General features: G+C 68.1%; 17 protein-coding genes. 6 read left to right on the top strand and 11 right to left on the bottom strand.

Annotated elements, in window-relative coordinates; genetic code table 11:
- Window positions 1-147: 147 nt before the first annotated feature.
- The 7 genes from ACIA49_RS34760 to ACIA49_RS34730 form a co-directional block, all read right to left on the bottom strand.
- On the bottom strand, window positions 148-798 hold the full coding sequence (locus ACIA49_RS34760; RefSeq protein ID WP_396382368.1) for a hypothetical protein: 651 nt from the start codon (window positions 796-798) through the stop codon (window positions 148-150).
- Window positions 799-996: 198 nt separating this feature from the next.
- Window positions 997-2,814, bottom strand: a complete 1,818-nt coding sequence (locus ACIA49_RS34755; protein ID WP_396382367.1) for a glycoside hydrolase family 76 protein — start codon at window positions 2,812-2,814, stop codon at window positions 997-999.
- 1 nt (window position 2,815) lies between these two features.
- Window positions 2,816-5,557 carry an AbfB domain-containing protein gene (locus ACIA49_RS34750; RefSeq protein WP_396382366.1) on the bottom strand — a complete coding sequence of 914 codons (2,742 nt, stop codon included), beginning with the start codon at window positions 5,555-5,557 and terminating at the stop codon, window positions 2,816-2,818.
- A 108-nt stretch (window positions 5,558-5,665) separates the two neighbouring features.
- Entirely contained in the window at window positions 5,666-8,782 is a 3,117-nt protein-coding gene (locus tag ACIA49_RS34745; RefSeq protein ID WP_396382364.1) for a chromosome segregation ATPase, read from the bottom strand.
- Window positions 8,779-9,468: a hypothetical protein gene (locus tag ACIA49_RS34740; RefSeq protein ID WP_396382362.1), complete on the bottom strand. Its 690-nt coding sequence runs from the start codon at window positions 9,466-9,468 to the stop codon at window positions 8,779-8,781. Before ACIA49_RS34740 ends, ACIA49_RS34745 begins: the two co-directional genes overlap by 4 nt.
- On the bottom strand, window positions 9,461-10,078 hold the full coding sequence (locus ACIA49_RS34735) for a hypothetical protein (RefSeq protein ID WP_396382360.1): 618 nt from the start codon (window positions 10,076-10,078) through the stop codon (window positions 9,461-9,463). Before ACIA49_RS34735 ends, ACIA49_RS34740 begins: the two co-directional genes overlap by 8 nt.
- On the bottom strand, window positions 10,075-11,265 hold the full coding sequence (locus ACIA49_RS34730; protein ID WP_396382358.1) for a hypothetical protein: 1,191 nt from the start codon (window positions 11,263-11,265) through the stop codon (window positions 10,075-10,077). Before ACIA49_RS34730 ends, ACIA49_RS34735 begins: the two co-directional genes overlap by 4 nt.
- A gap of 265 nt (window positions 11,266-11,530) precedes the next feature.
- Between ACIA49_RS34730 and ACIA49_RS34725 the strand changes: the two genes are divergently transcribed.
- The 3 genes from ACIA49_RS34725 (at window position 11,531) to ACIA49_RS34715 (ending at window position 14,074) form a co-directional block, all read left to right on the top strand.
- Complete coding sequence (locus ACIA49_RS34725) at window positions 11,531-12,328, top strand: TrmH family RNA methyltransferase (protein ID WP_396382357.1); 798 nt, start codon at window positions 11,531-11,533, stop codon at window positions 12,326-12,328.
- A gap of 38 nt (window positions 12,329-12,366) precedes the next feature.
- On the top strand, window positions 12,367-13,350 hold the full coding sequence (locus ACIA49_RS34720; protein WP_396382355.1) for a GDSL-type esterase/lipase family protein: 984 nt from the start codon (window positions 12,367-12,369) through the stop codon (window positions 13,348-13,350).
- 85 nt (window positions 13,351-13,435) lie between these two features.
- A complete protein-coding gene (locus tag ACIA49_RS34715) occupies window positions 13,436-14,074 on the top strand; it encodes a hypothetical protein (RefSeq protein ID WP_396382353.1) in 639 nt (212 codons plus the stop codon).
- A gap of 188 nt (window positions 14,075-14,262) precedes the next feature.
- Here ACIA49_RS34715 and ACIA49_RS34710 read toward each other — a convergent pair whose 3' ends face one another.
- Together ACIA49_RS34710 and ACIA49_RS34705 are read right to left on the bottom strand one after the other, a co-directional pair.
- Entirely contained in the window at window positions 14,263-15,477 is a 1,215-nt protein-coding gene (locus ACIA49_RS34710; protein WP_396382352.1) for an SWIM zinc finger family protein, read from the bottom strand.
- Window positions 15,474-18,260 (bottom strand): DEAD/DEAH box helicase, encoded by a 2,787-nt coding sequence (locus ACIA49_RS34705; protein ID WP_396382351.1) that lies wholly within the window; start codon window positions 18,258-18,260, stop codon window positions 15,474-15,476. Before ACIA49_RS34705 ends, ACIA49_RS34710 begins: the two co-directional genes overlap by 4 nt.
- Window positions 18,261-18,393: 133 nt before the next feature.
- Here ACIA49_RS34705 and ACIA49_RS34700 point away from each other — a divergent pair, with 133 nt between their 5' ends.
- Window positions 18,394-19,368: a zinc-binding dehydrogenase gene (locus ACIA49_RS34700; RefSeq protein ID WP_396382350.1), complete on the top strand. Its 975-nt coding sequence runs from the start codon at window positions 18,394-18,396 to the stop codon at window positions 19,366-19,368.
- Here the strand turns inward: ACIA49_RS34700 and ACIA49_RS34695 are convergent.
- Complete coding sequence (locus ACIA49_RS34695) at window positions 19,365-20,696, bottom strand: diguanylate cyclase (RefSeq protein WP_396382349.1); 1,332 nt, start codon at window positions 20,694-20,696, stop codon at window positions 19,365-19,367. The two genes, ACIA49_RS34700 and ACIA49_RS34695, sit on opposite strands and share 4 nt — an antisense overlap.
- A gap of 119 nt (window positions 20,697-20,815) precedes the next feature.
- Between ACIA49_RS34695 and ACIA49_RS34690 the strand changes: the two genes are divergently transcribed.
- A complete protein-coding gene (locus ACIA49_RS34690; RefSeq protein ID WP_396382347.1) occupies window positions 20,816-20,989 on the top strand; it encodes a hypothetical protein in 174 nt (57 codons plus the stop codon).
- A 104-nt stretch (window positions 20,990-21,093) separates the two neighbouring features.
- Here the strand turns inward: ACIA49_RS34690 and ACIA49_RS34685 are convergent, their stop codons facing one another.
- Window positions 21,094-22,344 carry an MFS transporter gene (locus ACIA49_RS34685; RefSeq protein ID WP_396382346.1) on the bottom strand — a complete coding sequence of 417 codons (1,251 nt, stop codon included), beginning with the start codon at window positions 22,342-22,344 and terminating at the stop codon, window positions 21,094-21,096.
- A gap of 396 nt (window positions 22,345-22,740) precedes the next feature.
- Here ACIA49_RS34685 and ACIA49_RS34680 point away from each other — a divergent pair, with 396 nt between their 5' ends.
- Entirely contained in the window at window positions 22,741-25,293 is a 2,553-nt protein-coding gene (locus ACIA49_RS34680) for an MXAN_6230/SCO0854 family RING domain-containing protein (RefSeq protein ID WP_396382345.1), read from the top strand.
- Window positions 25,294-25,311 lie beyond the last annotated feature (18 nt).

Genomic DNA, 25,311 nt, shown 5'->3' with positions numbered 1-25,311 from the left:
GCGCCGATGGTACTGCGATCGGGAGGTCGTGGGAGAGTAGGACGCCGCCGGACTTTCACACTGTTAAGGGCCACCCCGTGAGGGGTGGCCCTTAACATATGTCTGGGTAAATCAGCTCCCGGCTAAGACTGCCTAGCAGTACTGGGCTCAGCCTTCCGGAGCGATGCCCACCAGGGCCGCTGCAGCGCAGATGTGGACCGGAGTGAGGTCTGCAGGTGACACCGGGGCCTGGAGCAGCGTTCCACGCTCGAACGGCGTCAGCTGAATGTCGATCCCGTGCGCGCCGGCCACCATCCCGCGGACGTACGTGAGCCAGCCCATCATCGGGATCCCCCGACGGAAGACTCCCGCGGCTGCTGCCAGCTCCGTATCGGCGATGCTCGCCCACTCTGGCTCCCAGATCGACACGACAGCACGCAGTACCTGCGCGAACCGATCTGACTGGATCAGCGCGTCGTCGTCGCTCCAGTGCAGCGTGACCTGGTCCGAAACCGTCGTGAGCGTCCCGCCCATGGACAGATCGAACAGCCAGGGCAGCTCACCAGTGCTCTGCAGGTGCAACCGAGTGGTACTGGAGCCGTTGGCGAGCACCTTGGTAGTGGCCTCGACCATCTCCTCGAGCGGAGTCGATCCATCCGCCCCGAGAACGTGGTACCCCCACCGCTCGTCCTGCGTCCACACATGGACGTCTGGGAACGCGACAGCCACCGCTGTCAGCGTCCGTCCCACCCGCAGCGCGCGGTGCTCGACGGTCTCGTCACGATGAGCCCACTGGGCGCGCAAAAGCCATGATGCCATCACGCCCTCCGATCGTGAGCCGGCCGATCCTGCGCAGCAGACGGTACGCCGGTGGCCGGATGGTTGGCCAGAGTTCCGCCTACTCGGCGTGAAGAGCCCGCGCGGTTCTCTGGAAGTTCCACCCGACCAGTCTGCGGCACCGATGGGTCGGAGGTGACCACCGGGGTCCGGTTTTAGTAAATAAGCGTCCGAAGTACCTCAGCTTTTCGGCGTCGCCGCGAGCAATCCACCGAGCGCGCTGGCCTGCGTCCGCCAGTCCCGGACCCCGCCGGCGGCCCAACGCTGCCCGAGCCGGTTCAGCGTGTCCCGATCGTTCTGCCAGATCGAGTCCGCCTGCCGCTGCGCGTAGGTCTTGTACGACGCGTCACTAGTGCTGTCCGCGAGATCCATCAGGTACCGCATGAAGATGCCCTTGAACTGCTTCTGGTTGTCATCGCAGTTGCCCGCCGGGTCGCACGACTCGGTCAGGATCCCTCCGGGGCTCAGCAGAGAAGACGAAATCGCCGCGTCCCCCAGCTGCCGTGCCTTCGCCAGTACGGCACTGTCTCCGGTGGCGCGCCACAGTTCGAGCGCCCCGCCGATCGCCAGACCCTGGTTGTACGTCCAGACCGTCTGCCCGTTGTTGGTGCACGAGGCGTTGATCCCGTCGTTCACCAGGCCGGCCGAGTTGATCATGCCGCTGTTCTTGAACCAGTTCCAGCTGGTCGTCGCACGCTGCAACCACACCGAGTCACCAGCCAGGCGGTTGTGCAGAGCCGCGGTCATCCGGATGTACAGACCGTTGGTGACCGCGTTCTTGTAGGTCCGCTCGCGGTCCCACCACACCCCGCCGCCACACGAGCCGGTGTCCCAGTAGCCCTGGACGTAGTTCGCGATGGCCACCGCCATGTCCAGGTACCTCCGGTCGCCGGTCAGGTCGTACGCCTGAATCCACGCGATCGCCCACCACTCGGTGTCGTCGATCGCCCGGCTGATGAAGTTGCCTTCGAGCGCATCCCCGCTCTTCACTCCGGCGGCGAAGACGCCCTTGTTCTTCTCGTACATCTCGTTGACGATCCAGCGCAGATCGGTACGCCGGGTCCGCTGCTGGTAGTCCATCACCGTGGTCAGCGCGACCGCGGAGTTCCACCAGCTCGACAGCCACCACGCGGTGTAGGGCTGGTAGGAGTACATCAGCGCGTCAGCCGCGGCCGAGGTGCGATCCGCCGCCGGCCGCGCCCACGCCGTACAGGTGCCGTTTTGGCCTTCGACCGCGCGGCCGCAGGCGCGGACGGCGCCGCCGTACAGCTTGGAGCGCGGATCGGCCGTGGCGTAGAGCTTGGTCTTCACCGACGTCGCACCGGCGCCGACACTGAGGCGGCCGAGGGACGAGCCGCCGGGCCAGGAGGCGCCTTCGTTCCAGGAGCGGTCGAGCCAGACCTCGTCGCCGGCCTTGCCGGTGTCGATGGTTCCCCAGGCCATCCCGCGGTTGTCGACGTGCAGCGCGATCCGGCGTCCGGACAGGGAAGCCGACGGGACGGGCTGGTTGTCACCGGACGGTCCGTCGCTACCGTCGCAGGCTGCGGCGCAGATGATCGGGTACGCCCAGGCGGTGCAGTCCACTCCGGCTGCGTCGCCGCAGGCACGGATCATCCCGCGCCGGTGGCCGGCCGGGTCCGCCAGGTTGTACATGAGCGTCCGGGTGCCGGTCCAGCCACTGGGGATCCAGGCCTTGCCGAGCAGGCCCTCCCAGGTCGCACCGCCGTCCCAGCTGCGGTCGAGCCACACCGAGTCGTTGGCGACGCCGTTGTCGATGCTGCCCCAGGCCATCGAGTCCTTGTCGGAGACATGCAGTACGACGCGCCGTCCGTTGATCACCTTCTCCGGCACCGGGAAGGTTTCCTCTTGAGCCCGTGACGGATCGAGCGTGTCACACGCGACCGAGCAGACCTGTGCCAACGGCACCTGGGCATGGGCAGACGCCGGTACGACGAGTGTTGCGCCCAGCACCGCGAGAGCAAGAAGTAGCCGGCGCATCTCAGCCTCCCAACCCGGACTGATCGGTCCAGGTCGCGTCGGCGTTGTAGCTGCCGCCGCCGTCCCACGCGTTCGCCCCACTGGCTGTAGCGATGTACACCAGCTCACTGGCGTGGCGCACGTAGTAGGTGGGGTAGTTGAACGACTGCAGAGACACGTTCCCCGCGCCGCCAGCCAGCGCAGGCTGTGCACAGAATGTCGCATCCCGGCGGAACGTGTCGGAACCGTCGCTGGTCGCCTTCTGCAGTCGGTAGTTGCTGTGCCGCAGGTACTGACCAGGGAAGTTGATCGACTCGAGTGAATAGCAGGTGCTCTCCGCCAGACCAGCCCGTACGACGAAGGTGGAGTCCTGGCGGTCAGCCAGCGCAGAGCCCGCGTCCACCACATCTGTACGCGCGAGGCTGTCCCGATGCCGCAGTACCCGGTTGGTGTAGCCAGCGGTGGTCACGCGGAACGTGCGGGCTTGACCGACGCTGAGGTCCGCACCGCTCTTCCACCACGCCGGTATGAGGTTCCAGGTGGAGTCGTCGCGAAAGGAGCCACCGGTGTCGCCGTCGACCCACACTTCGGAGTTCCGGTGCCGCAGGTACTGGCCGGGCCGTGCTGCGGACTCCAGCGACGTACCGCCGCCGCTCAGACCTGGGCGGGCACAGAAGGTCGCATCGGCTGCGAACGTGCCGCCGGTGTTGGCTTCCTTGTAGACGCGCTGGTCACGCTGGCGCAGGTACTGGCCGGGGAAGTTGCGCGACTCGAACGAGAAACAACTGCCGTTCGACAGCCCGGAGCGGACCCAGAACGTGGCGTCCTGCTTCAGACTCTGGCTGCTCCCGCCGTCAACCACCTCGGTGTTCGCCACTCCGTTGATGTGCCGGAGATAGCGGTTGGTGTAGTTCGGCGTGGTGACCCGGAAAGACACCAGCTTCCCGGTCGGCAACGCCGTACCGTTCGCGGCCGCCAGAACCTGTTGATGGACGGCGCGGACGCGGGCGAAGTCCATCTTCTGCACTTGCCGGTCGTAGGTGAAGAAGCCGTTGATCTCGTCTTCCACGTCCGTCGGCTCGGTGTAGACCGAACCCGACAGTCCGGAGCCGTTGATCAGATCCGGCAGCTGACTGGTGATCTGGAGGTAGCGGTTCGTCAGCGCTTCGCTGGTCGGGAGCATCTCGTAGGCGAAGCTGTTCCCACTCGGCCATTCGTGACCGGGGACGTGCAGACCGAGTCCGCCGTACTCGCCGAGCTGCAGCACCCGGGTACTCGACGGAGCTCGCGCGATCCCAGGACCGACGTACATGTGGTCGTCGATGATGTCGCCGTTGCCAGGGTCCGGATCGGAGTCGCAACAGTTCGATCCGGAGTTGTGGTTGACCAGCCGGGTCGGGTCGAGGCTCTTCACCAGGTCGGCGATCCGGCCCGCCTGGAACTCTCCCCAGCCCTCGTTGAACGGGATCCACTGCACGATCGACGTGATCTGTTTGTGGTTGTCGATCATCCGGCGCAGCTCGGATTCGTACCGCGCCTCACCGGTCGTCGATGCGTTGCGGCCGGCAACCAGCGACGGCATGTCCTGCCAGACCATCAGCCCGAGCTTGTCGGCCCAGTAGAACCAGCGGGCCGACTCGACCTTGATGTGTTTGCGGACCATATTGAAACCGAGCGACTTCTGCTGTTCGAGGTCGAAGCGCAGCGCGGCATCAGTCGGTGCGGTGTAGAGGCCGTCGGGCCAGAATCCCTGGTCGAGCGTGCCGAGCTGGAAGACGAACTTGCCGTTCAGCGTCGGGCGCAGGAACCCGCCGATCATCGCCTTGCCGACCGAGCGCATCCCGAAGTACCCGCCGACCGCATCACTGCCGAGGGTGACCTTGAGGTCGTAGAGGAACGGGTCATCGGGTGACCAGAGCCTGGCGTTCGGCACCGGCACGCGGAACGACGTACCGGAGACGCCGGTGGCTTCACCGACGACCTGGCCGCCGGACAGGACCTGTGCACGCACCGGTTGGCCGGCGGACGAGGCTTGGACGTTGAGGTCGAGGCCGCCGGCGGCGACGTTCGGAGTGGTGTCGAGGCGGGTGATCCAGGTGGCCTGGGTCGGTTCGAGCCAGACGGTCTGCCAGATGCCGGACGACGGGGTGTACCAGATGCCGCCGCGGTTGAGGCGCTGCTTGCCGGACGGGATGTCCTCAGCGTCGACCGGCGCCCAGACGCCGACGATGATCTCGTTGTTCCCGGCGCGGAGTGCTGAGGTGACGTCGTACGAGAACGCGTCGTACCCGCCTTCGTGCGAGCCGAGCAGGACGCCGTTCACCCAGACCTTGGACTGCCACATGACCGCGCCGAAGTTCAGCTGCACGTGCCGGCCGGACCAACCGGCCGGGACGGTGAAGTTTCGCTTGTAGTACATGCGATTCTCGTGCCGCTGGATGCCGGACAGCGCCGACTCGATCGGGTACGGGACCAGCACCTCCTCGGCCAGCGTCCCACCGATCGGCGGGCTGTTGAGATTGCTGGTCGGCGCGAACTGCCAGACGCCGTTGAGGCTCTGCCAGTCGGTTCGGGTCAGCTGTGGCCGTGGGTACTCGGGCAGCGGGTTGGTCACCGAGACCTGATTGGTCCACGGCGTCGTCAGCGGTGGCGGCTTCAGTGCGAAGGCTTGGGCGGGGGCCGAAACCAGTCCGCTGCTGACGATCGCGAGAACGATCAGCAGAGTGAGCCGTACGAAGGCATGACGAAGCAGGCCGGAGGTCATCTGTAGTCTCCTCGGGGCGGTAGGAGAGAGCGCTCTCACCCGTCAGTATGCGGGCCCGGACGACTAAATCAAGACTCTGGATGATTGTTTCTGTAGGAAAGCGTTTGTCTACGTCAGAGTGGGCGAAGACATCTCGAGCGTCGGGGTCTTGCCGCGGTAGGACTCGAGCCACGAGCGCAGCAGCTCCACGCGCGCGGAGTACTCCTCGTTGCCCTTGACGACGGGTGCCTGGTTGTACGCCATCGTGTCCGAGCTGCGGCGCAGCTTGACGTACAGCCGCGACGACGCCAGGGCGTAGCGCTCCATGTCGTCCTGCAGCGCGCCGATGACCGTGATGTTGCGGTCTCGGCCGATCTGCTCGAACAGCGCCACGGCCTCACGTCGGTGTTGAGAACCCAGGTTGCGGCCGAGCTCGTCGAGGATCAGGAGCAGCGGCCGGTCGGATCCGCCGGCCAGCGCGGCGGCGCAGACCAGCTTCACGGCCTTCTCGTCCATCTGCGCGGTGTTGCCCTTGACGTTGAACGCCGAGAACGGGCCGCCTTCCGAGCGTCGCCACTTCGGCGTGACCGTCCACCGCCACGGCTTGTCCGGCTCGGCGGGAGGGTCGGGCTCGGGGAACTCCAGCTTCGCGCCGTATCCGCCGTACTGCTGGTCGAGGCGGTCGAACTCCTGTGATACCAGGCGAAGCCGGGCCTTGATGCCGTCGGCAAGTGATGCGCGGTGCGCGCGGGCTGTGCTCTCGGCCTCGCCGAGACCCTCGCGCGCACGCTCCAACGCGGCGTTGCGTTCGGCGCGCTGATTGGCGATCTGCTGTTGCTGCAGGCTGTCGAACGTCTCGTGCTGCGCAAGGTGGCTGCTCAGCGTCCGCTGCAGCGCCGGGACCAGGCCGACGCGTGCACCGAGCGTGCCGTTCGTCCAGCCGTCTGGTCCGTTGAGGATCTCCCAGAGCTCGGCCGGGATCTCCTCACGCGAGCGAGCGTTGGGGAAGCAGCGGCGGATCACGTCATCGAGCTGCGTGCACGCCTGATGATTCCAGTCCGCCGTCGTACGGCGTTGGGCGTCGTCAGGCAGTCCGAGCAGGAACTCCTCGGCTTCGGCCGGGGTGGTGCCCCAGGCGGTGATCCGGCTGGTCAGGTCGAGCGCCGTCTGCTCCTCGAGCAGCTTGAGCCGGCGGCCGGTGAGGTCGTCGAGGATCCGGTCGTGATCGCGGCGAGTGGACTCGAGGTTCTTGAGCCGCTCGTCGCGAACCAGTTGCTGACCGGCCGCGGCCTCGGCGGATTCCTTGGCTGCTTGGAGTTGCGGGGCGAGCGAGTCGCGGTCGTTCTCGTGCCGGTCGATCGTTTCGCGCAGCGCGAGGATCTGCTCCTGCACCGACTCGGCGTCGGCCAGCGCGCGAGCGGCCGCCGTACGGCGCTCTGCCTGATCGACGCGGGCGCGAGCCTGCTCCAGCGCGGTTGATGCTGCGGCGCGTGCTTCGGCCGCGGCCTCGACGCGGCGGCGTGCCGCCTCGATCCGCGCGGTCCGGCCGGTGAGCGGTTCGTCGAACTGACCGACCGCGACGACGCCGGCGACGTCGTCGATGTTGTCCTTCGTGGCGCGCTCGGCGAGCGTCGTGAAGAAAGCATCCAGGGCGAAGCGCTTGTCGGCGGAGACCGGGACGCCCTTCGCGCGCTTGGACCCCGGCCGATTCGCCAGCACCAGCAGGAATCCGGCATACCCGGCATCGGCCAGCGCTGTCGAAGCAACCGCCGCATCACCGGCGTCGATGACGACAGCCTCCCGGTACGGCGCCAGTCGCGGCTCCCACTCGGATCGGGCCGAAGCGGGGAGGTCGGTGATGTCGGTGAGCGCACCGCATTCGAGCCCGGCGTTCTCCAAAACCTGTTGCTGGGCAGCGGAAACGGTCTGCCCGCTCTCGGCCTCGCGCAGCTCGGCGGTCGCGACGTCGACCGCGGATCGGGCAGCGTGATCGCGCCCGATGTGCTCCTCCAGCGCTTCCCGCGCTTCGGTCTGCTCCTCGCCGGCCGCGGCCAGATCGCGCCCGTCCGCGGAACGACCCGCATCCAACAGCCGCCGGTGCTCTTGACCGAGCCGCTCGAGCTGCTCGCGGACCGAGCGCTGCGCGAGGTCGAGATCGCGGTCGCGCGCATCGAGCTTGTCGCGCTCCTGCCGGGTCAGCTGGACATCGCGGAGCAGTACCTCTTCGTTGCCAAAGGCATCGATCTCGGCGTCGACCGCCTCCCGGCGAGCCTCCTGCTCGGCGACCCGCTCATCGAGTTCGCCGAGCTCCTGCAGGATTTCGCCGTTGCGGGCGTCACCGTCGATCAGGTGCCGCGCGCACCGTGCCTGCCAGGACTCCTTCGCGGAGGCCAAGGCATCTCGGGCTGCGCCACGCTGCAGGATGCCGGCCTCAACAGCAGCCATCTCCTGCTCCCAGCGCTGCAGGTCGGCGGCCGCCTGCTTGGTCGCCTCGCGCTGCGTGTGCTCGGCCGATCGGTGCGCCTGCTCCTGCTCGAGTTCGTGGTCGAGGCCGGTCAGGGTCGCGATCGCGTTGAAGATCCGGGCCGGGCCCAGCTCGTTCAGTGGTTCGGCGAGCAGGTTCGCGGTCGGGCTGGAGCGCACCGAGGTCGAGAGGAACGAGACGCAGCGGACCTGACCGCCGTACAGGACGCTGGAAAGCTTGTTGGCGTGGAAGTCGGTGCGGCCGTTGGAGTGCGGGAGTGCCGCCCACAACGCGTCTGCCCCGGCAGCACGCTCGGCTTCGGTCGCGCCGTACGGGACATGCAGGCCGTTCTTCCAGCGCAGATCCAGGTACGACGCTTTGCGGTTGATGCGGATCCAGACGGTGATCGCGGCCGCCTCGATCTCGTCGAGTTCGGTGAGGTCGGGATCGGAGAAGACGCCGACGATGTACCCGCGGTCGACGTTCGACCAGTTGCCTTCCTGGCCGGCCGCCTCGGCGGTGAACAGAAGCTCGGCCGCACCCGGTGCACCGCTGGTGAGCCGCCACTGGTCGTCCGCGTGCAGCAGGCTGAGCGCGGCGATCCAGGACGACTTGCCGGCGCCGTTCGAGTCGGTCGGGCCTTGACCCGCCACAGTGACGAGCCCTTGACCGACCATCGGAATCGGGTGCGTGGACAGCCGGGACAGGTCGACGACCTGGACACCGAGCAGCACCTTCGACCCGAGGATGTCGAACGGACCGTCCTCCACCGTGCTGCTCATGCCACTCCTTCTTCTTGTTCTGTACTGCTCGACGCCGCGTCCAGTGGGGTTGCCGTCCCGTTGCGGGCCCGGATGGCTTCGGCGATCGGACTGGCCGGTGCTGCGGCCAGGATGAGTTGGTCCTGCAGTCGGCGCCGCGCTGCTGGGGTGAGGCGTTGTAGCTGTGGACCGGGGATGTAGCTCGGACCACCGGAGTGGTCGCCGGAGAGCTGGATGAGTCCGGCTGCGCGCAGTCGTTGCAGGGCGAGCCGTCGCTCTTCACCGCTGATCTTCGTGGTGCGGAGCTCGTCGACCGTGGTCGGCCGGGCCGACTTCCAGCTGTCGCCGGTGAGGATGCCTTCGCTGCGGGGTATCGCGACGGAGTGGATCAGCACGAGGACGAGTACGGCGCGGTCGACGACCGACAACGGTTGCCAGCCCTGCGCGGTGAGCGCCGCGGCAATGTCATCGGCGTACCCGGAGGTCCAGTGCGTGCCGTCGACCTGCACGAGCACGCGACCGATCAGCTTCAGCATCTTCTGCACCTGCCGCCGCAGCGTCACATCACGCAGGCCGGCCAACTGCACCTCGGCCACGGGATGCGCGGCGTACTGGACAGCGCTGAACGCGGCCAGCACCTCATCACGCGCGCGGTCGCTCAGGTCCTGCAACAACGGATCGAACAACACATGCTGCTGCTCACTCATCAGCAGCCTCCGGTACCAGCGGCTCAGGTTCTGCGGCCTCAGCTGTCGTGCTGAGGACTGGCGGTGGGGGATCGGGGAGGTGCCGACACAGGTCTCGAAGGGTCGCTTGGTCGGCCGCCGTCCAGTTGATGACGCGGGGACCGAGCCGCACCTCGCCGGCCTTCTCGTTCCAGCGAATCCAGTGCGTCGCGTGCAGCCGCCGCAGGCTGCCGATGATCAGGGTCAGGTCACTCGACTGCTCGGCCCGCCCCCGCATCCCGGCGTACACGGCTCTGACCTGTGCGAGCGTCCCGACCGAACCCGGCCAAGCCGAACCACTGCGATCAGTCCAGCAACAAGCCACCACGATCGCCAGCACCCGAGCAGTCTCGTTCGGCTGCTCGACAGCGACTGGCGGCGTTCCAAGCTCATCCAGTACGGCGTGCCCCGCGCCCGACGGGATCATCGGCACCAGCCAGACCGTGGAGCCGTCCGGCTCGGCCGCGCGGGTCAATCCAGCCACTGCCGGCGTATCCGGGTCGACCGGGAGCGGGCCGGCCGACTGCACCTTCGCCCACCAGAGCGCGTTGTAGAGCCGCCGTTCGACGGCCTCCGAAGCCGGGGTGCTCATCGGCTCACCCGGCGGAACACGCCTTCGGTCGCCCAGGGCGTCCCCGCTGACGGGTCGATCCGCATCCCGTCGGACCACACCAGCTCGTAGTCCAGCTCGTCATGGAGATGTGCCGCGGTCAGCTCGGCCAGCACTCGTCGCGCCGTCACCCAGTCGCCCGCGTCGTCGATCACCTCGACGATCTCCACCGACGGCCGCCCGGCGAGCACCCGCTCGGCCTCAGAGCGCAGCTCCTCACGATCAGTCGCCGCGGCCGACTCGGGTGCGTCCACATCCGCAGTCGGGCGGGGCGGCGCCATCCGCGCCGTACCGGATCGGCGTCCAGTCTCCACTGCCTCGACCATCGTCTGCGGCGAGAAGTCCGGCGCAGCCGCGTCGAACAGCAGCCCGTCGAGCACCGCGGCCAACGCATCCGGCTCGCTTCCGCGAGTGAACGACACCCAGGTCTCGATCGGGAGCAGGCCGAGTGCGCGCGTCGTACCGGCTCTCTCGACCAGCCGGCCCGCGGCCAGCTGGACAGCATCGGCATAGGCCGCGAGTGACATCCGCAGCGACGTGCAGGCCCGGTGCAGACCTGGCCAACGGCCGAGGACGATGCGGTGGACCGTCTCGGCCTGCTCGATCAGCCGTTCGTTACCCCAGGCGAGCTGCGCATTCTCCCGGAGCTGGGCGCTGGTGCTGGTCGCGACGAGAATCGCCAGCTCGTTACCGAGCAGCCGGAAGACCTTGGTGAGGCGCTCGATCGAAGCGAGCCCGTCCTCTTCGGTGGACTTCGGGTCGCTGACGCTGTGTGCCTCCAGGGTCAGCAACTGGTGCAGCTCACCCTGACCGCCCTGCACCGACATCCGGCGCAGGAACATCAGCATCACGTACGGCGCGAAGGCCGCGCGGTGGCGCAGCTCGTTCGGACGGTCGACGAGTTTGGTGATCGCGCCGTACTGCCGGAGCACCTCGAAGCGGCGGACGATCACATCGTGCGGGTAGGCGCGGCACGCCAGCGTGGCCTGCTCGACGGTCAGCCCGTCGCTCCCGGCCTCGGCGAACGCATCCAGGATCGCCTGATCGGCGTCCAGCAGCTCCGGATCGACGATCATCGCCCCGGCCTCGCGCGCGAGCACGGCGAACACCTGCCGGTAGACGCGCAGCACGGCCGCTTCGGCCTCCGCGTCCAGCAACGTCGCGTCCATGCGCACTCCTCCCGTGTGCCAGGGACTCTAGTCACCGACTCCGACAGACCAAAACCAGGCCCGCCGAGCCTGTGGAAAACCGGATGACGACCGTGGCGGAGCTGCCTACCATCGCGAACATGAAGCAGCATCAACTTGGCTGACGCGGTCCAGGTAGACCGCGTCAGGACCACAGCGCCGCTCCAGGGCGTTCACACACCGGTGCGTGACCTCGTGACAGAGGTCCCCGGTGCGCTGCTCAGTTCTCCAGTACGGAGTCCCGCACATGACTGTGCACTCTGCTGCGCCCGCCGTCGGCGCCCAGCACCCAGCCGTCCGTGACCTGCTCACTGTCCGCAAGGACGCCGCTCCCGGCCGCATCCTCGTCGAAGGCGCCTGGGAACACGACCGCCTGCTAGCCACCGACACCCACCTCGAGACGTTCTTCTGGTGCCCTGAAGCCGGTACGACGTACCCGGTCGACCGGATCGCGGAGCGGGCAACCGCGGTTTACCGCATCTCGCCCAAGCTGCTCGACCGGCTCTCCCGCAAGACCCGCTCGGACGGCCTGCTCTCGATCGCGCGCCTCCCCGTGTGGGAACCACGCGACTTCCGATTCACCGCGGAGTCGCTGGTCCTGGTCGCGGACGGCGTCGAGTACGCCGGCAACCTCGGCACGCTGATCCGGACAGTCGATGCTGCGGACGCAGACTGCCTGGTCCTGACCAGCAGGCGAGCCCGACCGAGCCATCCGGCCGTGTACTCGGCCAGCCGGGGCATGATCCTGTCGACCCCGGTTCTGGAGTTCGACGAGATCACCGCGGCGGCGGACTGGTTGCGAGAGCACGGTTTCCGGGTGCATCTGGCCGATCCGGCGGCTCAAGGCAGCTACCGGGAGACGTCGTACGACGGTCCGACGGCGTTCGTGGTCGGGTCCGAGGGCTCGGGGCTGTCGCCGGAGTGGCACGCACAGGGCTTCGGCGGTGTGTCGATCCCGATGCTCGGCCAGGCCGACTCACTGAACGTCGCACTCTCCGCCGGCATCCTGCTGTTCGAGGCGCGGGCCCACAAGAACGGGTGGTGAAAGAATGGTCGCCGCCATCTACAGCAGGGAGTCGGAACGTGCCGTTCGAGCCGGGCGAAGTGGTCGCCCCGTCAGACCCGCGGATCGTCCTGGAGGGCCAGTGGGGTCACCAGCCCGGCGTCGCGATCACCGTGAACTCCGGGTCGCGGCTCTCGTTCTCCTTCGCGGGGGAGTGGGTGCAGTTGCTCTTCGACACGGACGGCCTCACGGTCGCACCGCACCTGTGGATCACGGTCGACGACGGTGAACCGACGCTGCACGTGGTCGAGGACTCGGTCATCGACCTGTCCGCGCCCACCGGCCGTCACAACGTCGAGGTGGTCGTCAAGGACGTCAACGAGCACGCCAACCGGTGGAACCCGCCGTTCGAGAGCGCAGTGGTCTTCGCCGGTCTGGTGCTCGACGTGAACTCCCGCCTGCGGCTCAGCGGTCGCCCGGGTGGACCGCGACTCGAGTTCTACGGCGACTCGATCACACAGGGCGTGCGAGCGATCGGCCCGGAGACCGAGTCGGAGGGCGCCGACGGTACGGCGAGCTACGCGTACCTCACCGCCCGCGCCTTCCGAGCGACGTCGTACCAGGTCGGTTTCGGCAGCCAGGGCATCGTGAAGCCGGGGAACGGCGAGGTGCCGTCGGGGCTGGACTCGTTCGGCTGGAACTTCGCCGGCTCACCTGCCGAGCGCGTCGAGGCGCCGGACGTGGTGGTGGTCAACCTCGGAGTCAACGACGAGACGCTCACAGCCGACCAGTACGGCGAGTACGTCGCCCGCGTGCGATCGGCGTACCCCTCGACGACGGTGGTCGCGCTCACGCCCTTCAACGGCAAGCACGCCGACACGATCGCGGCCGCGGTCAAGTCGCTCGACGACGAGAACGTCGTACTGATCGATTCGACCGGCTGGATCACCGAGGACGACTGCACCGACACCATCCACCCGTCAGCCGCCGGTCACGCCAAGATCGCCGCCCAGCTCGTCCCGGCGCTACAAGCCACGACATCACTGCGCCTTCCTTCTATCTAGCACAGAAGCGGGACCCAAGAAACAGACTGTTTCTTTTCCTCGCGGCCGCCCACACTCGGAGGCGGCCGCAACAGGAGGAGAACCCATGATCACCCCGGACGACCTCGACGCCGCAGTCACCTGCGTCGTCGACGCCCTCCGCCCGACAGTCGACCAGGACTGGTCCGCACCCGCCGGCTCGCTCGACTGGAGCTGCCGCACCACCGCCGAACACATCGCCCAGGCCCACCTGCACTGGGCGACCCAACTCGCCGTCGCCGCCCAGACGAAGTACGTCCGCTGGTCAGCGACCGCCCAAGAACTCGCCCCGCCCGCCGGCGTCCTCGACTTCGTCGAAGCCGCCGGCCGCATCCTCGCCCTGATCGTCCGCTCAACCCCAGCCGCCATCCGCGCCTACCACCCCTGGGGAATCGGCGACCCCGAAGGCTTCACCGCCATGGCCTGCGTCGAGTCCCTCCTCCACGGCCACGACCTCACGTCGACTCTCGGCACCCCACTCACCCCACCCGCCGACCTCTGCGCCCGCATCCTGGCCCGAGCCTTCCCCCACGAACCCCACCCCACCGACGACCCCTGGCTCAACCTCCGCTGGCTAACCGGCCGAACCGAAATCCCCACCACCCCGACACCCACCACCTGGAAGTGGCGCCCCACCCCCCTCGACGAACCCTGGAACCCAACCCCCGAACCAGCCCCCATGCCCTTCACCCCACTGACTTCGTAGCCTCCGCATCAAAGCGCGGCCCGTGGGTACCGGGGCGAACCGGCGGGTGGTCGAGCCGCGGAGAAGCAGGAGCCTCACAGTCACGACGGCTAGCCCGACTCGTGGCGAGGGTTTTACAGCAGAGAGCGACTGGACCCACTCCTCACCACCCGCCGGGCCTACTCGCCCTCGACCAGCACCAAGGTCCCTTAAGAACCCAGCAGGTCTTGAGGATTGGGGGACGGCGGGCGGCTGAGGGTCCAGTCGCCGAAGTGTTGGTCGAAGCGGTACCAGAGGCCGTCAGCGCCTAGGCGGAGTTGGCGTTTGCCGGCGGTGACTCGGTTGGACTCGATGGTGGCCCGCGGCATCAGAGCTGCGGCTTCGGCGAGGGCGGCGGGGTCGACGTCGGTCGGCGTGTCCAGGGTGACGGACAGGCCGTCGGCGCCGCCTTCGCGCCAGGCGGCGGCCCAGCTGGTGAGCTGACGGGCCGGTACGCCGGAGCGATGCGCGAGCTCGGCCAGTTCCGCCGTACCGACTCGCGCTGCTCGCCGCGCGAGGTCCTGGTCGAATGTCAGCTCCGAAGCACCGTCTCCAGCGGCCAGCTCCCACGCGCGTTGCGCCGCGTCGGTTGCTAACGCGACGAGATCCTGTACGTCGATCTCGGACGAGCGAGGTGGATCCAACGCTTGCACCGCTGCGGGTAGTCGCGCGGTCCGCAAAGGTCGCGGCACAACGGGCAGCACGCCAATCCGTGCCTGGTAAGCAGCCCGAGCTGGAATGCCCGGGGGAGCGGCCTTCACGACTGGCGTCGTGGCAGCAGTTCCGCGGCGCGCGCGGAGGTCGGCGAGCAGATCATCGCGAGACCGGCCACGAAGCAGCAGGAGCTCAAAGGGATCGGCATCGAGTGCATCGGTGATCACGTAGCAGACGGCTGCCGAATGTTTGCACGGTACGGCGAAGTCCGGGCAATTGCAGTTCGTCAGGACCTCGCCCGCACCCGGCAACAGGTCCAGTCCGGCCGCACGCACGTCATCGACCACCTCGGGCGGCAGCTCACCATCCAGCAGCGCCGCCACTCGCCCGATCTGAGAAGACACGACATCGAGCACCGCATCCCACTCGGCGCTCGAGAACGCCCGGATCCGCACGGCCACCTGGTACGGCGTCACCCGGCTGCCCTGGACGACCGCGTCGACCTCGCCGGGGGTGACCGTCAGCTCCAGCACGCTGCCGCGTCGCGCATACGAACGCCCACGCGCCAAGCGGTTCGGATCGAGTCGCGCGCGTTGCTCCAATGCCTCGAGCCAGGCGCGTCCCCACCAGGTCGCACCGAATGGCCGTCGACTGCCCGGCCCACGCGCGGCTGGCAACCCCGCGTCCTCGCCCTTGTCCCGCCAGCCCTGCCAAGGCGTGCGCTCGTTCACGGCTTCGCCCTCCCAACAGCAGAAGGGTTGTAGCCACTTGCCGAACCCGAACGAGCGGGCCCGGTCGACAGCTCGACAAGCTCGGACAGCTCCGCGTCGGACAGCTCACTCAGCCACGCCTCACCCGAGCCAACCACCGAATCGGCCAGCGCCCGCTTGCCTGCGATGACCGCCGAGATCCGGTCCTCCAGCGTGTTCTCCGTAACGAGCCGATGCACCTGAACCGGCCGATCCTGCCCGATCCGGTAGGCGCGGTCGGTCGCCTGATCCTCGACCGCCGGATTCCACCAGCGGTCGTAGTGCACGACGTGTGTCGCCTGCGTGAGCGTCAGCCCGACACCGCCCGCCTTGAGCGAGAGCAGGAACACCGGCGACTCACCGGCCTGGAACTGCGCGACCATCTGCTCGCGCTTCCGCACCCCGATCCCGCCGTGCAGGAACAGTGGCTGCACACCACGCGTCGCGAGATGCGCCTCGATCAGCCGGCACATCTCGACGTACTGGCTGAAGATCAGCACCGATTCGCCTTCGGCGAGGATCACGTCGAGCAGTTCGTCGAGCGCGGCCAGCTTGCCGGACCGTCGCTCCAGCGGCCCCGGCTCATGCAGGAAGTGGGCCGGGTGGTTGCAGATCTGTTTGAGCTGCGTGAGCAGACTGAGCACGAGCCCGCGCCGCTCGATCCCTTCGGCGGCTTCGATCTTGGCGAGCGTCTCCTTCGCGACCGCCTGGTAGAGCGTCGCCTGTTCGATCGTCAGCGGTACGACGACATCCTGCTCGGTCTTCGGCGGCAGTTCGGGCGCGATCCCGGGATCGATCTTGCGCCGGCGCAGCAGGAACGGCCGGGTGACCCGCGCGAGCCGGGACGTCGCCTCCTCGTCGTGATACCGCTCGACCGGTACGGCGATGTCCTGCCGGAACCGATCGAGCGTGCCGAGCAACCCCGGCGCTGCCCAGTCCAGAATCGACCACAGCTCGGACAGCCGGTTCTCCACCGGCGTCCCGGTCAACGCCAGCCTGGTTGCCGACGGCAACGTCCGCAGCGCACGAGCGGTCCGGGACAACGGATTCTTCGCGTGCTGGGCCTCATCCGCGACGGCCAGCGCCCACTGCACCTCACCGAGCACCTGATGGTCCTGTCGGACGACGCCGTACGTCGTCAGCACGACCTCGTCCGGCGCGATGTCACTCAGCGTCCGGCCCGCTCCATGGAAGCGCCGAGTCGGCACATCCGGGGCGAACCGGGCGAACTCCCGCTCCCAGGTGCCGAGCAGTGTCGACGGGCACACCACCAGCGTCGGCCCACGACCGCGCCGCAGCAGGTGCAAGGCGATGACCTGGATCGTCTTGCCCAGACCCATGTCATCGGCCAGACAGCCACCCAGACCGAGATCGGCCAGCTGTGCCATCCACGCAACGCCGCGACGCTGGTAGTCCCGCAGCGTTGCGTGCAGCCCCGGCGGGTCCATGAACGGAGCCGTCTCGTCACCCGATCGGAGCCGCGTCAGCATCTCCGCGAGCGACCCGTCCGCATCGAACGCGACCAGCTCGCCGTCGACCACGATCGTCCCGGTGAGCGCAGCCCCGAGTGCCTCGGCACCGGTCAGCTTCTGCGAACCGCCGCGGCGCAGCTTCCGCACCAGGTCGTGATCGACGCGCACCCAGCGCCCACGCATCCGGATCATCGGCCGCTTCGCCTCCGCGAGCGCGGCCACCTCGTCCTCACTCAGCTCCTGCCCGTCCAGCATCGGCCGCCAACGGAACGCGACCAGGTCCGTCAAGCTGAAGTCCGGTCCTGTCACAGCCCCAGGCGTCGGCGTCCCGACCGTCCCACGCACGCTGAGCTCACTCGCGAACAGCTCGGCCGGCCAGAGCACCTCGATGCCCGCACCCTCCAGCGCCGTGCTGCCCTCGGTCAACTCTTCCAACGCATCGTCATCCACGTCGACCGCGGCCGGTGCCGCGTCCCGCAACGCTGCCGATAGCGGCGGCCACACGCGAGCACCACGCCGCAGTGCCAGCAGAAGGTCAGTCTCTGCCCGCTCCCCGAGCGCCGCGAGGACTGCGGCCGGTGAGGTCCAGACATCGGCCACATCGACCAGCAGACTCGGATCCAGCTCACTGCGAAGCTGCAGCACGGCTTGGAAGTCAGACAGCTCCTCAGCCGGTGGCTCGATCCGCAGCACCAGCCGCGCGCCGGCGTCCTCGCTCTGCGCAGTCTCCGCCAACCACGCCGTCGGCCCGGTCACCGCGATCGGCTCCACCGCTGCGAACGGCGCTGCCCCTGGACGAGCGGTGACCGCAGCAGCAGGAGTCCGCACGAGCGTGTCCGCAATCGCATCCCAGAACGCGCGCACGAGCTGCTCCGGATCGACCAGCCGCACCGGCCGTGACCCCTCGATCGGCAATGCGTGCCCGTACGGCGGCATCGCGGCGACCAGTTGCTTCAGCCAACCGCGGTCCGGCGGATCCAACGGTGCCACCCGCCAACCGCCGTACCCACTGGGGGTGAGATCGGGCACCAGCCGTCCGCGCGCGATCAGCCCCAGCCCGGCCAAGGCGGCGGCTCGCCAGGCCTCCCAACTCGCCGCGCCCTGCACCGGGGTCGACGCGAGCGCGAGCGCCTCCGTGATGCTCAGCATCCGTGCCGGGACCGTCGTCCGCCGGACCTGCGATCCCTGTGGGAGCACGAGGTTGACGCTCTCGTCGGCCGCGTCGATGTCGCCGTACAACGCCAATCGGCCCGCCCGCGGCGGGTCGGCTGGGAGGAAGACGGCGTCGAACATGCCCTGCACAGTACGCCGGTCCGCCGACAACTTTCTCGTCGCCGGAGCCGGCCTGTGGACAACTCGGACCGGCTTGACCTCAACCAAGGTTCAGGGACGAGCCTGGGGAGCACCAGATGACGAAGGAGCAGGAATGCGTGCAGCAGTGGTGACCGAGTTCGGTGAACCCTCGGTGATCCGGATCCAGGACCGGCCCGACCCGATTCCGGCCGCGGGACAGGTGCTGGTGGAGGTCGAGGTGGCCGACGTGATCTTCGTGGAGACGGCGATCCGTCGCGGCCAGCATGGCGGGTTCTTCGACGTCCAACCGCCGTACGTGCCGGGTGGCCGGTTCGGTGGCCGGGTGCGGGCGACCGGACCCGGCGTACCGGAGACGTGGATCGGCAAGACAGTGGTCGGGCGCGGTGTGGACTTCGGTGCGCACGCAGAGCTGGTACTCGCGGCCTCCGACGCACTGACTGAGGTACCTGCCGGTCTGAACCTGGAGACCGTCGTCGCAGTGACCGGCGACGGCTTCACGGCGCTACTGCTTGAGCAACTGGCCCCAGACCTGCAAGGCAAGGACGTACTGATCACTGCGTCGGCAGGTGGGATGGGACTGCTGCTGACCCAGCTGGCTCACCGTGCGGGTGCGCATGTCATCGCTGCGGCGCGTGGACAGGCGAAACTCGACCTCAGCGAGGCCCAGGGCGCAGATGTGGTGATCGACTACTCGCAGCCTGGCTGGGAGAAGGCTGTGCTCGAAGCAACCGGCAACCGTGGCGCAGATGTCGTCTTCGAAGGTGCTGGTGGCGAACTGGGTGCGACAGCGTTCGAGGTGGTCAAGGACGGTGGCTGGTTCTCCGCGCACGGTGCGCCGAGCGGTGGCTTCGCCGCCTACGACCCAGCCGAGGCGGAGCGTCGCGGGATCACAGTGAAGGGGATTGCGGACCTGCGCCTCGATCTCATCGAGACGCCGGTGACCGAGGCGCACGTGCTGCAACGCGCGGCGGCCGGCGAGCTGACCCCCGTGGTCGACCGGGTCTTCGACCTGGACCACGTTGCCGACGCGCATACGGCTCTCGAGCAGCGCACCCTGCTCGGTAAGGCACTGATCAGAGTGCGCTAGTCGACCGGCTGGTCGGCGTGGTCAGTGACAGCAGGAGGAGTGGGCCGGGCCGCGACGATGCGGTTCCGGCCGTCTCGCTTGGCGCTGAGCAGAGCGTTGTCGGCAGCAAGCACCAGCTGGTCCATGGTGTTCGCCACGTCCGGGAACACCGCTGCACCGATCGACGCCGGTACGCCGCTGATCACCGCGGGCTCCTCGGCCGCAGTATCGACGGACACGGTCAGTGCGTTCAGGCGGTCGCGAATCCGCTCAGCGACCTCCAGCACCTCGGTCTCCGAGGCACCTGGCAGGAGCACCGCCAGCTCGTCACCGCCGACGCGTGCGACCAGATCGCCCTGCCTGACCTCTGCCCGGATGCTCTGACCAACTGCCTTCAGTGCTTGGTCGCCGGCTGGGTGACCGTAGGTGTCGTTGATGTCCTTGAACTTGTCCAGGTCCAGCATCAACAGACCCACAGTGCTGCGCAGCGTCTCCGCCCGCGCCAGCTCCACCGGTACGGCGTTCGCCCAGTACGCCGGTGTGGCCAGTCCGGTCTTCACGTCCGTCCCAGCTGCGCGCTGGAACTGCGGTAGCAGCAGATCACGATGCAAAGTCAGCACCGTCACCATCAGGATCGGCACCACCCACGGGTACGACGCCTGAAGGCCGCCGACCGCCACACCGAGACCCAGCCCCGCGACCACCACCAGCTGATCGGAGAGGTCACCCAGCGCGCCACGTGCGGTGGCGTCCGGGGAGGACAGCAGGATCGCGCCGATCACCAGAGCGAAGTTCACCAGCCACCACGTGGTCGCCGCGCCCAGCACGACCAGCAGGGTGAACGGACCGGTCGGCACTCGCGGCTCAGCGATCAGCCCGCCCCCACGCAGGACGGCGGCGGCCGCAGCACTGGCCAGCGTGAACGTGCTGGCGGAGAACACCTTGCGGTGCGCGATGGTCCGGCCGTACACGCGGATCCAGGAGTAGCCGTACGAGACGACGATCAGTGCGATCACCAGGCTCAGCGGCAGCAGCAGGAGGCCGGCGAACACCCAGAGGCTCTTCAGGTTCGTGTAGGGCGAACTGTTAGCGGCCATCTCGCGTCGCCGCTCGATTCCGCGGGCAGACTCCAGATGAAGGACCGAGGCGGTCGCGAGCACGGCGAACGCGGCCCACTCGGAGGCCCTGACGCCGGCTCGGGCGCCGGAGAACGTCGAGGCCAGAGCCAAGGCGGTGATCGTGACGGCAACAGCGTCGACACCCAGGACATAGCTCAGCGCCGGGCGTGGCAACGACCAGAGCTTCCATTGGCGGGGTGGCTCCCACTTGCTCCGACCGATCAGAATCATGGTGGCCTCACACGGATAGACCTGAGCGGTTATTCCTGAATAGTAACTGCCTGTTCACGCGAGGTCATCCCGGACCGCGCGACATTCCATCTGGCGGATGGCGAAGGAAGGATCCCACCATGTCCGAGAACAACACCGGTAACGAGTGGTTCCACGGCTCAAGCAAGCGCTCGACAGGCGCCGGGAACGAGTGGCTGCACGGGGGCAACGAGTGGTTCCACGGCGGCAACGAGTGGCTGAACCGGCCGTCCGGAGGCGGCAACGAATGGTTCACCGACGGTAACGAGTGGTGACCCACGAAACCTCCCAGGAATTTCTTTACCGACACTTTACGGAGGGCTTTCCGGAGGTAATTCGCTGAATCCCCGGCAGTCTTGTCAGCAGGTTGTGCGAGAAATCACGCGAGGCTTGTTCCGGCAGCATCCGGCCCCGGGCGGCGGGCACGCGACCAGGCGGCGCCCGCCGCTCCGGCGGCACACAGCCCGACCGTGCCCATCACCCCCAGGGCGAACGACGGCGACGAGCCTTGAGCGATCAGACCGGCCAGCAGGATGCCCAGGCCCTGGCTGCCCCGGAGTGCCGTACTGGCGACTCCGAACGCCTGACCGCGTTGAGAGTCCGGCACGGCCTGTACGAAGGCTGCACTGGTCGGCAGGTGATAGGCAGATGCCAGCCCAGAGACCGCCCACAGCGCCACGGTCGGCACAAGGCCCGGTGTGAGGAAGCACAGCACCAACGGGACGCAGGCGAGAGCCGCCAACGGCCCCAGCAACTGCATGCGACGTTCCGGCGGCCAGAGGGTGATCAGCCACATCCCGGCGACCGCCCCGGCCGGACTGGCGGCCAGCAGGAGTCCTGCCGCAGTCGGCCCCTCACCGATCTCGTGGGCGTAGGGGACCGCGAGGCCCTCCACCGTCACGTAGAAGCCGGCGATGGTGGCGAGGATGACGAGTGTCCGTAGCTTCGGCGTACGGGCGACCAGTGAGAGACCTGCGGACAGGTCTTTGAAGTAGCTGCGCGATGGCGCATCAGTGCCATCTGTCGGAGTTGGCCTGCGACGCACACCGACGGTAATGAGTCCCGCGGACAACAGGAAGGTCGCAGAGTCGAGCAGGAGACCGCCCGACGTGCCGACAGCCACCACGATCGCGCCGCCGGCACCGAAGCCGATCACCTGGCTGAACTGCACGACCATGTCGTTGGCGGCCTTGCCGAGCACGTAGTGATCGCCGGGCAGTACGGCGGGCAGCGTGGCTGCTCGCGCTGCGTTGAACGGCGAGCCAAAAGCCTGCAGTCCGAGCAGTAGCAGCACTACCACCACGAGTGGAAGCGCCTCGATCGCCATGGCAGCAACGAGAATCGCCCTCGCCAGATCGGCGACGATCATCACCGCCCGGCGCGGGAAGCGGTCCGCGAAGCCCGCCAGCAGCGGACCGAACAGCAGGTCGGGGACGTAGGTCAGCGCATAGGTCAGGGCGGTCAGCCCGGCCGACTCCGTCCGGTCGAAGACCAGCACCGACAACGCCACGCGCGCGAGCTGGTCACCGGCGACGGACAGGACCCCGGCGAGGAACAACGCGCGGAACTCGGCATGTCCGAAGACATCCCGCCAGCGCGCACGCTCGACCACCCCAGCCGCCATAGTCATAGCTTCACCACTATCCGTAGTCCCACACCTCCCAAGCGTGATGAGAAGGGATTCCCTGCACGAATCGGGGGTGGTTCAAGGGTTCGCTTGCGGCGCATCAGTGCCATCTTGATCTCAAAACGGCTACCCGGTGGCGTCGGGTTTGATCAAAGGTTCTATTCTGTAGATGTTCCGATGCTGGGGTCTGGGCGGGGCGGCCCCGACCCTGGCATCGGACTTCTCTTTGTCCGGGCACTCTGGTCCCGGCAGCCTTCAGAAACTGTCCCCGGGGCCCGGTAGCGTTCTTCTTGCCAGGGGCGGCTCCTGGACGTGCTTCCTTCTCCTTCACCAGGCAAGTAGCGCGTCCGCTCTCCGTCCCTGGCGCTCTCATCTCTGACGTCTTGTGGGGAGGACGCGATGCAGGAGGCTGCGGCCGTTCTGTTGCGGCGCCGACGGCTGGTCGACGCGACAGCGCTGACACCGCCGGTGCGCCGTTCGGCGTGGCAGTGGGTGCGGCGCCCGCTGACCATCCAGGCCGGCATGTCCGCGTTGCAGGCCGACCTCATCCAGCGTGGGTTCCTGCTGTCAGTCGGCCTCTACCGCCACTGCTCCGGCCTGTCCGCGCCGGCCCTGGCCGGTCTCGGCAACACCCTGCTCGATCTGCTGGACGCGGAGTCCGGCAACGACACCGAGCACGTGCCACTGTTCCGCGGCTTCCCGGACACCGTTCCGGCCGACACCGAGACGTTCTACATCAACCGCGTCTTCGCCCGCCTGCTCCAAGAGCCTCAGCAGCCCTGTGTGCTGTGCGGCGACACCACGTCCGTGCACCCGGTCTCACCGTGCGCTCATCTGGTCTGCCGGAGCTGCTGGGACGGTGCAGACCTCAGCGCCTGCCCGCTGTGCCTGCGCCGGATCGACCCGAGCGACCCGTTCCTGCAGCCGTCGTTCGACGCGGTTCAACCGGGCCAGGTCCGTTCTGACCGGCTCCGCCTGTTGTCGCTGGCCGGTCCGGACTCAGTCCGCACTACAGTCGACGCCCTCCTGGTACGACGCACTCCGCCGGCCGCCGTGGACCGTGCCGACCTGCAGGTGCTGCTTCCGCTGGCGGACGTGTCCTGGCTACCCGCTGACATCCCTGTCCGCGAGATCCGGGCGGTGGTGCTCGCACACTTCCTGGCCGACGAGCCGCACGTGATCGACCGAGCTACCACGGCGACCGACGTACTGCGACTGCTCTACGCACTGATGGACGCCGACCCCGGGCTACGAACCCCACCAGTACGGCGTACGTCGTTGTCCCGCGCTACCCGGCGACTGGTTCTCGGCCGCCTTGACCGGCTACCGGCCGAGACGCTGATCGAGGACATGCTGCGTCACGAGCGCGCCTGGAAGCGGATGGGCGAGGTGCTGCACCCCTTCGAGTTCGCGACTCGACATCCACGCGCGGCGCTCGCGTTCGCCGTACTGCGGCGGACCGTTCCAGAGACGCGGTCGGCAGCCGGGCGAGCGGTGTTGAGCGAGGCAGCACGGCATCCGTTCGTTCGGGTGGAGGACGGGCGGCTGGTGATGCGCACCTTCGCCTCGCGGGTCGAGGGTGCGTTCGTGGACGGCCGTCCCGGGCAGGCGCTCGACCTGCTGCGGCAGCGGCCGGGGGAGCTGCTCAGACGACTGGTGCAGCTCGCGCGTGAGCTACCGGCTGACCAGCACGGCGAGCTGGTCGGTGCGGTGGCCACTGCGGTCTCAGACGTGTCACCGGCCGTTGTGACTGCCGCGCTTGGACAGGTGCGCACGCCGCCCGGCGACCTGCGGTTGTTCTTCCCGCGTGGTGGCACCACTCGCGTCTGGACCACGGTCGACCACCGGGAGCCGCTGCCATCCCAGCTCGCGGCCGCGCTGTCCGGCGTACTGGTTGGAGAGATGTTGCGGCGGGCCACTGATCTGCCGCGATGGCGACGGGCGTTCCTGGACGAGGAGCTCGCCCGGCTGGCCGCACCGGGCTCGGAGCGCGGTTCGTCCGCCTCACTGCGCCGGATGACCCCGGGGAGCGCCGTACAGATCCCACCGGAGGACTCACTGCGGTTGTTCCTGCACTGGGTCGAGCCGGCAGGCAAGCGGGTCGATCTGGACCTCTCCGTCGCGGTGTTCGGCGAGGAGTGGGACTTCGTCGGCCTGTGCGACTACACGCAGCTGCGCCTGGACCAGGAAGCAGCCGTGCACTCAGGTGATCTGACGTCCGCGCCGGGCCCCGACGGCTCGACGGAGTTCGTGGATCTCGACCTGCGTCAGCTCCTTCGGGTAGGCGGGCGGTATGTGCTGCCGGTCGTGTTCAGCTACAACAGTGTGCCGTTCGACCAGCTGGAGCGTGGATTCGTCGGAGTGATGCGGCAGCCGACCGCACTGTTCGATCCGGCCGCGGTCGAGGAGCGCTTCGACCTGAGTGGTCCGGCCAAGATCCTGATGCCGTTCGGCGTCGACCTGCACACCAAAGAGCTCCGCTGGTACGACGTGAACCTGACCGATGCCGGCTACGGCCATGACATCGCGCGGTACGGCGGTCAGCTGGCACTGATGTGCGCTGCGCTGGAGGACGTGTACGGCTCCGGTGATCGCGTCAGCCTCTGGGAGATCTGCTGCTGGCATGCTGCGGCGCGCGCCGACGAGATCGCCGTACGGTGCGATGACGGATCGGTTGTCGGTTACCTGCGCGACCCGGCTGAGGACGTGGCTACGTTCGCGCGGCGGCTGACCGCCAGGTTGGAGCCAGACCGCGTATGGGACGAGGACGCGGCGTCCAGAGCCGATTTCGTCGGGGTTCTCAGCGGAGATCTCACCCCACGCGCCGGCACGCAGGTGTACGCGCTGCACCCACGCCTGCTCGACGCGACCACGCTCTCGCTGGTGGACGCGTCGTACCTGCTGAGTGCCCTGGCGCCGGACAGCCGGGCGCATGCCCCGGTCAATCTGTGAGGACCCTGAGAACTGTTT

It is taken from the genome of Kribbella sp. NPDC051587 (genome assembly GCF_044453945.1).
In the GTDB taxonomy this organism is placed as follows: Bacteria; Actinomycetota; Actinomycetes; order Propionibacteriales; family Kribbellaceae; genus Kribbella.
Note: the sequence above shows the minus strand (reverse complement) of the source record. Positions and strands in the feature narration are given on the sequence as shown.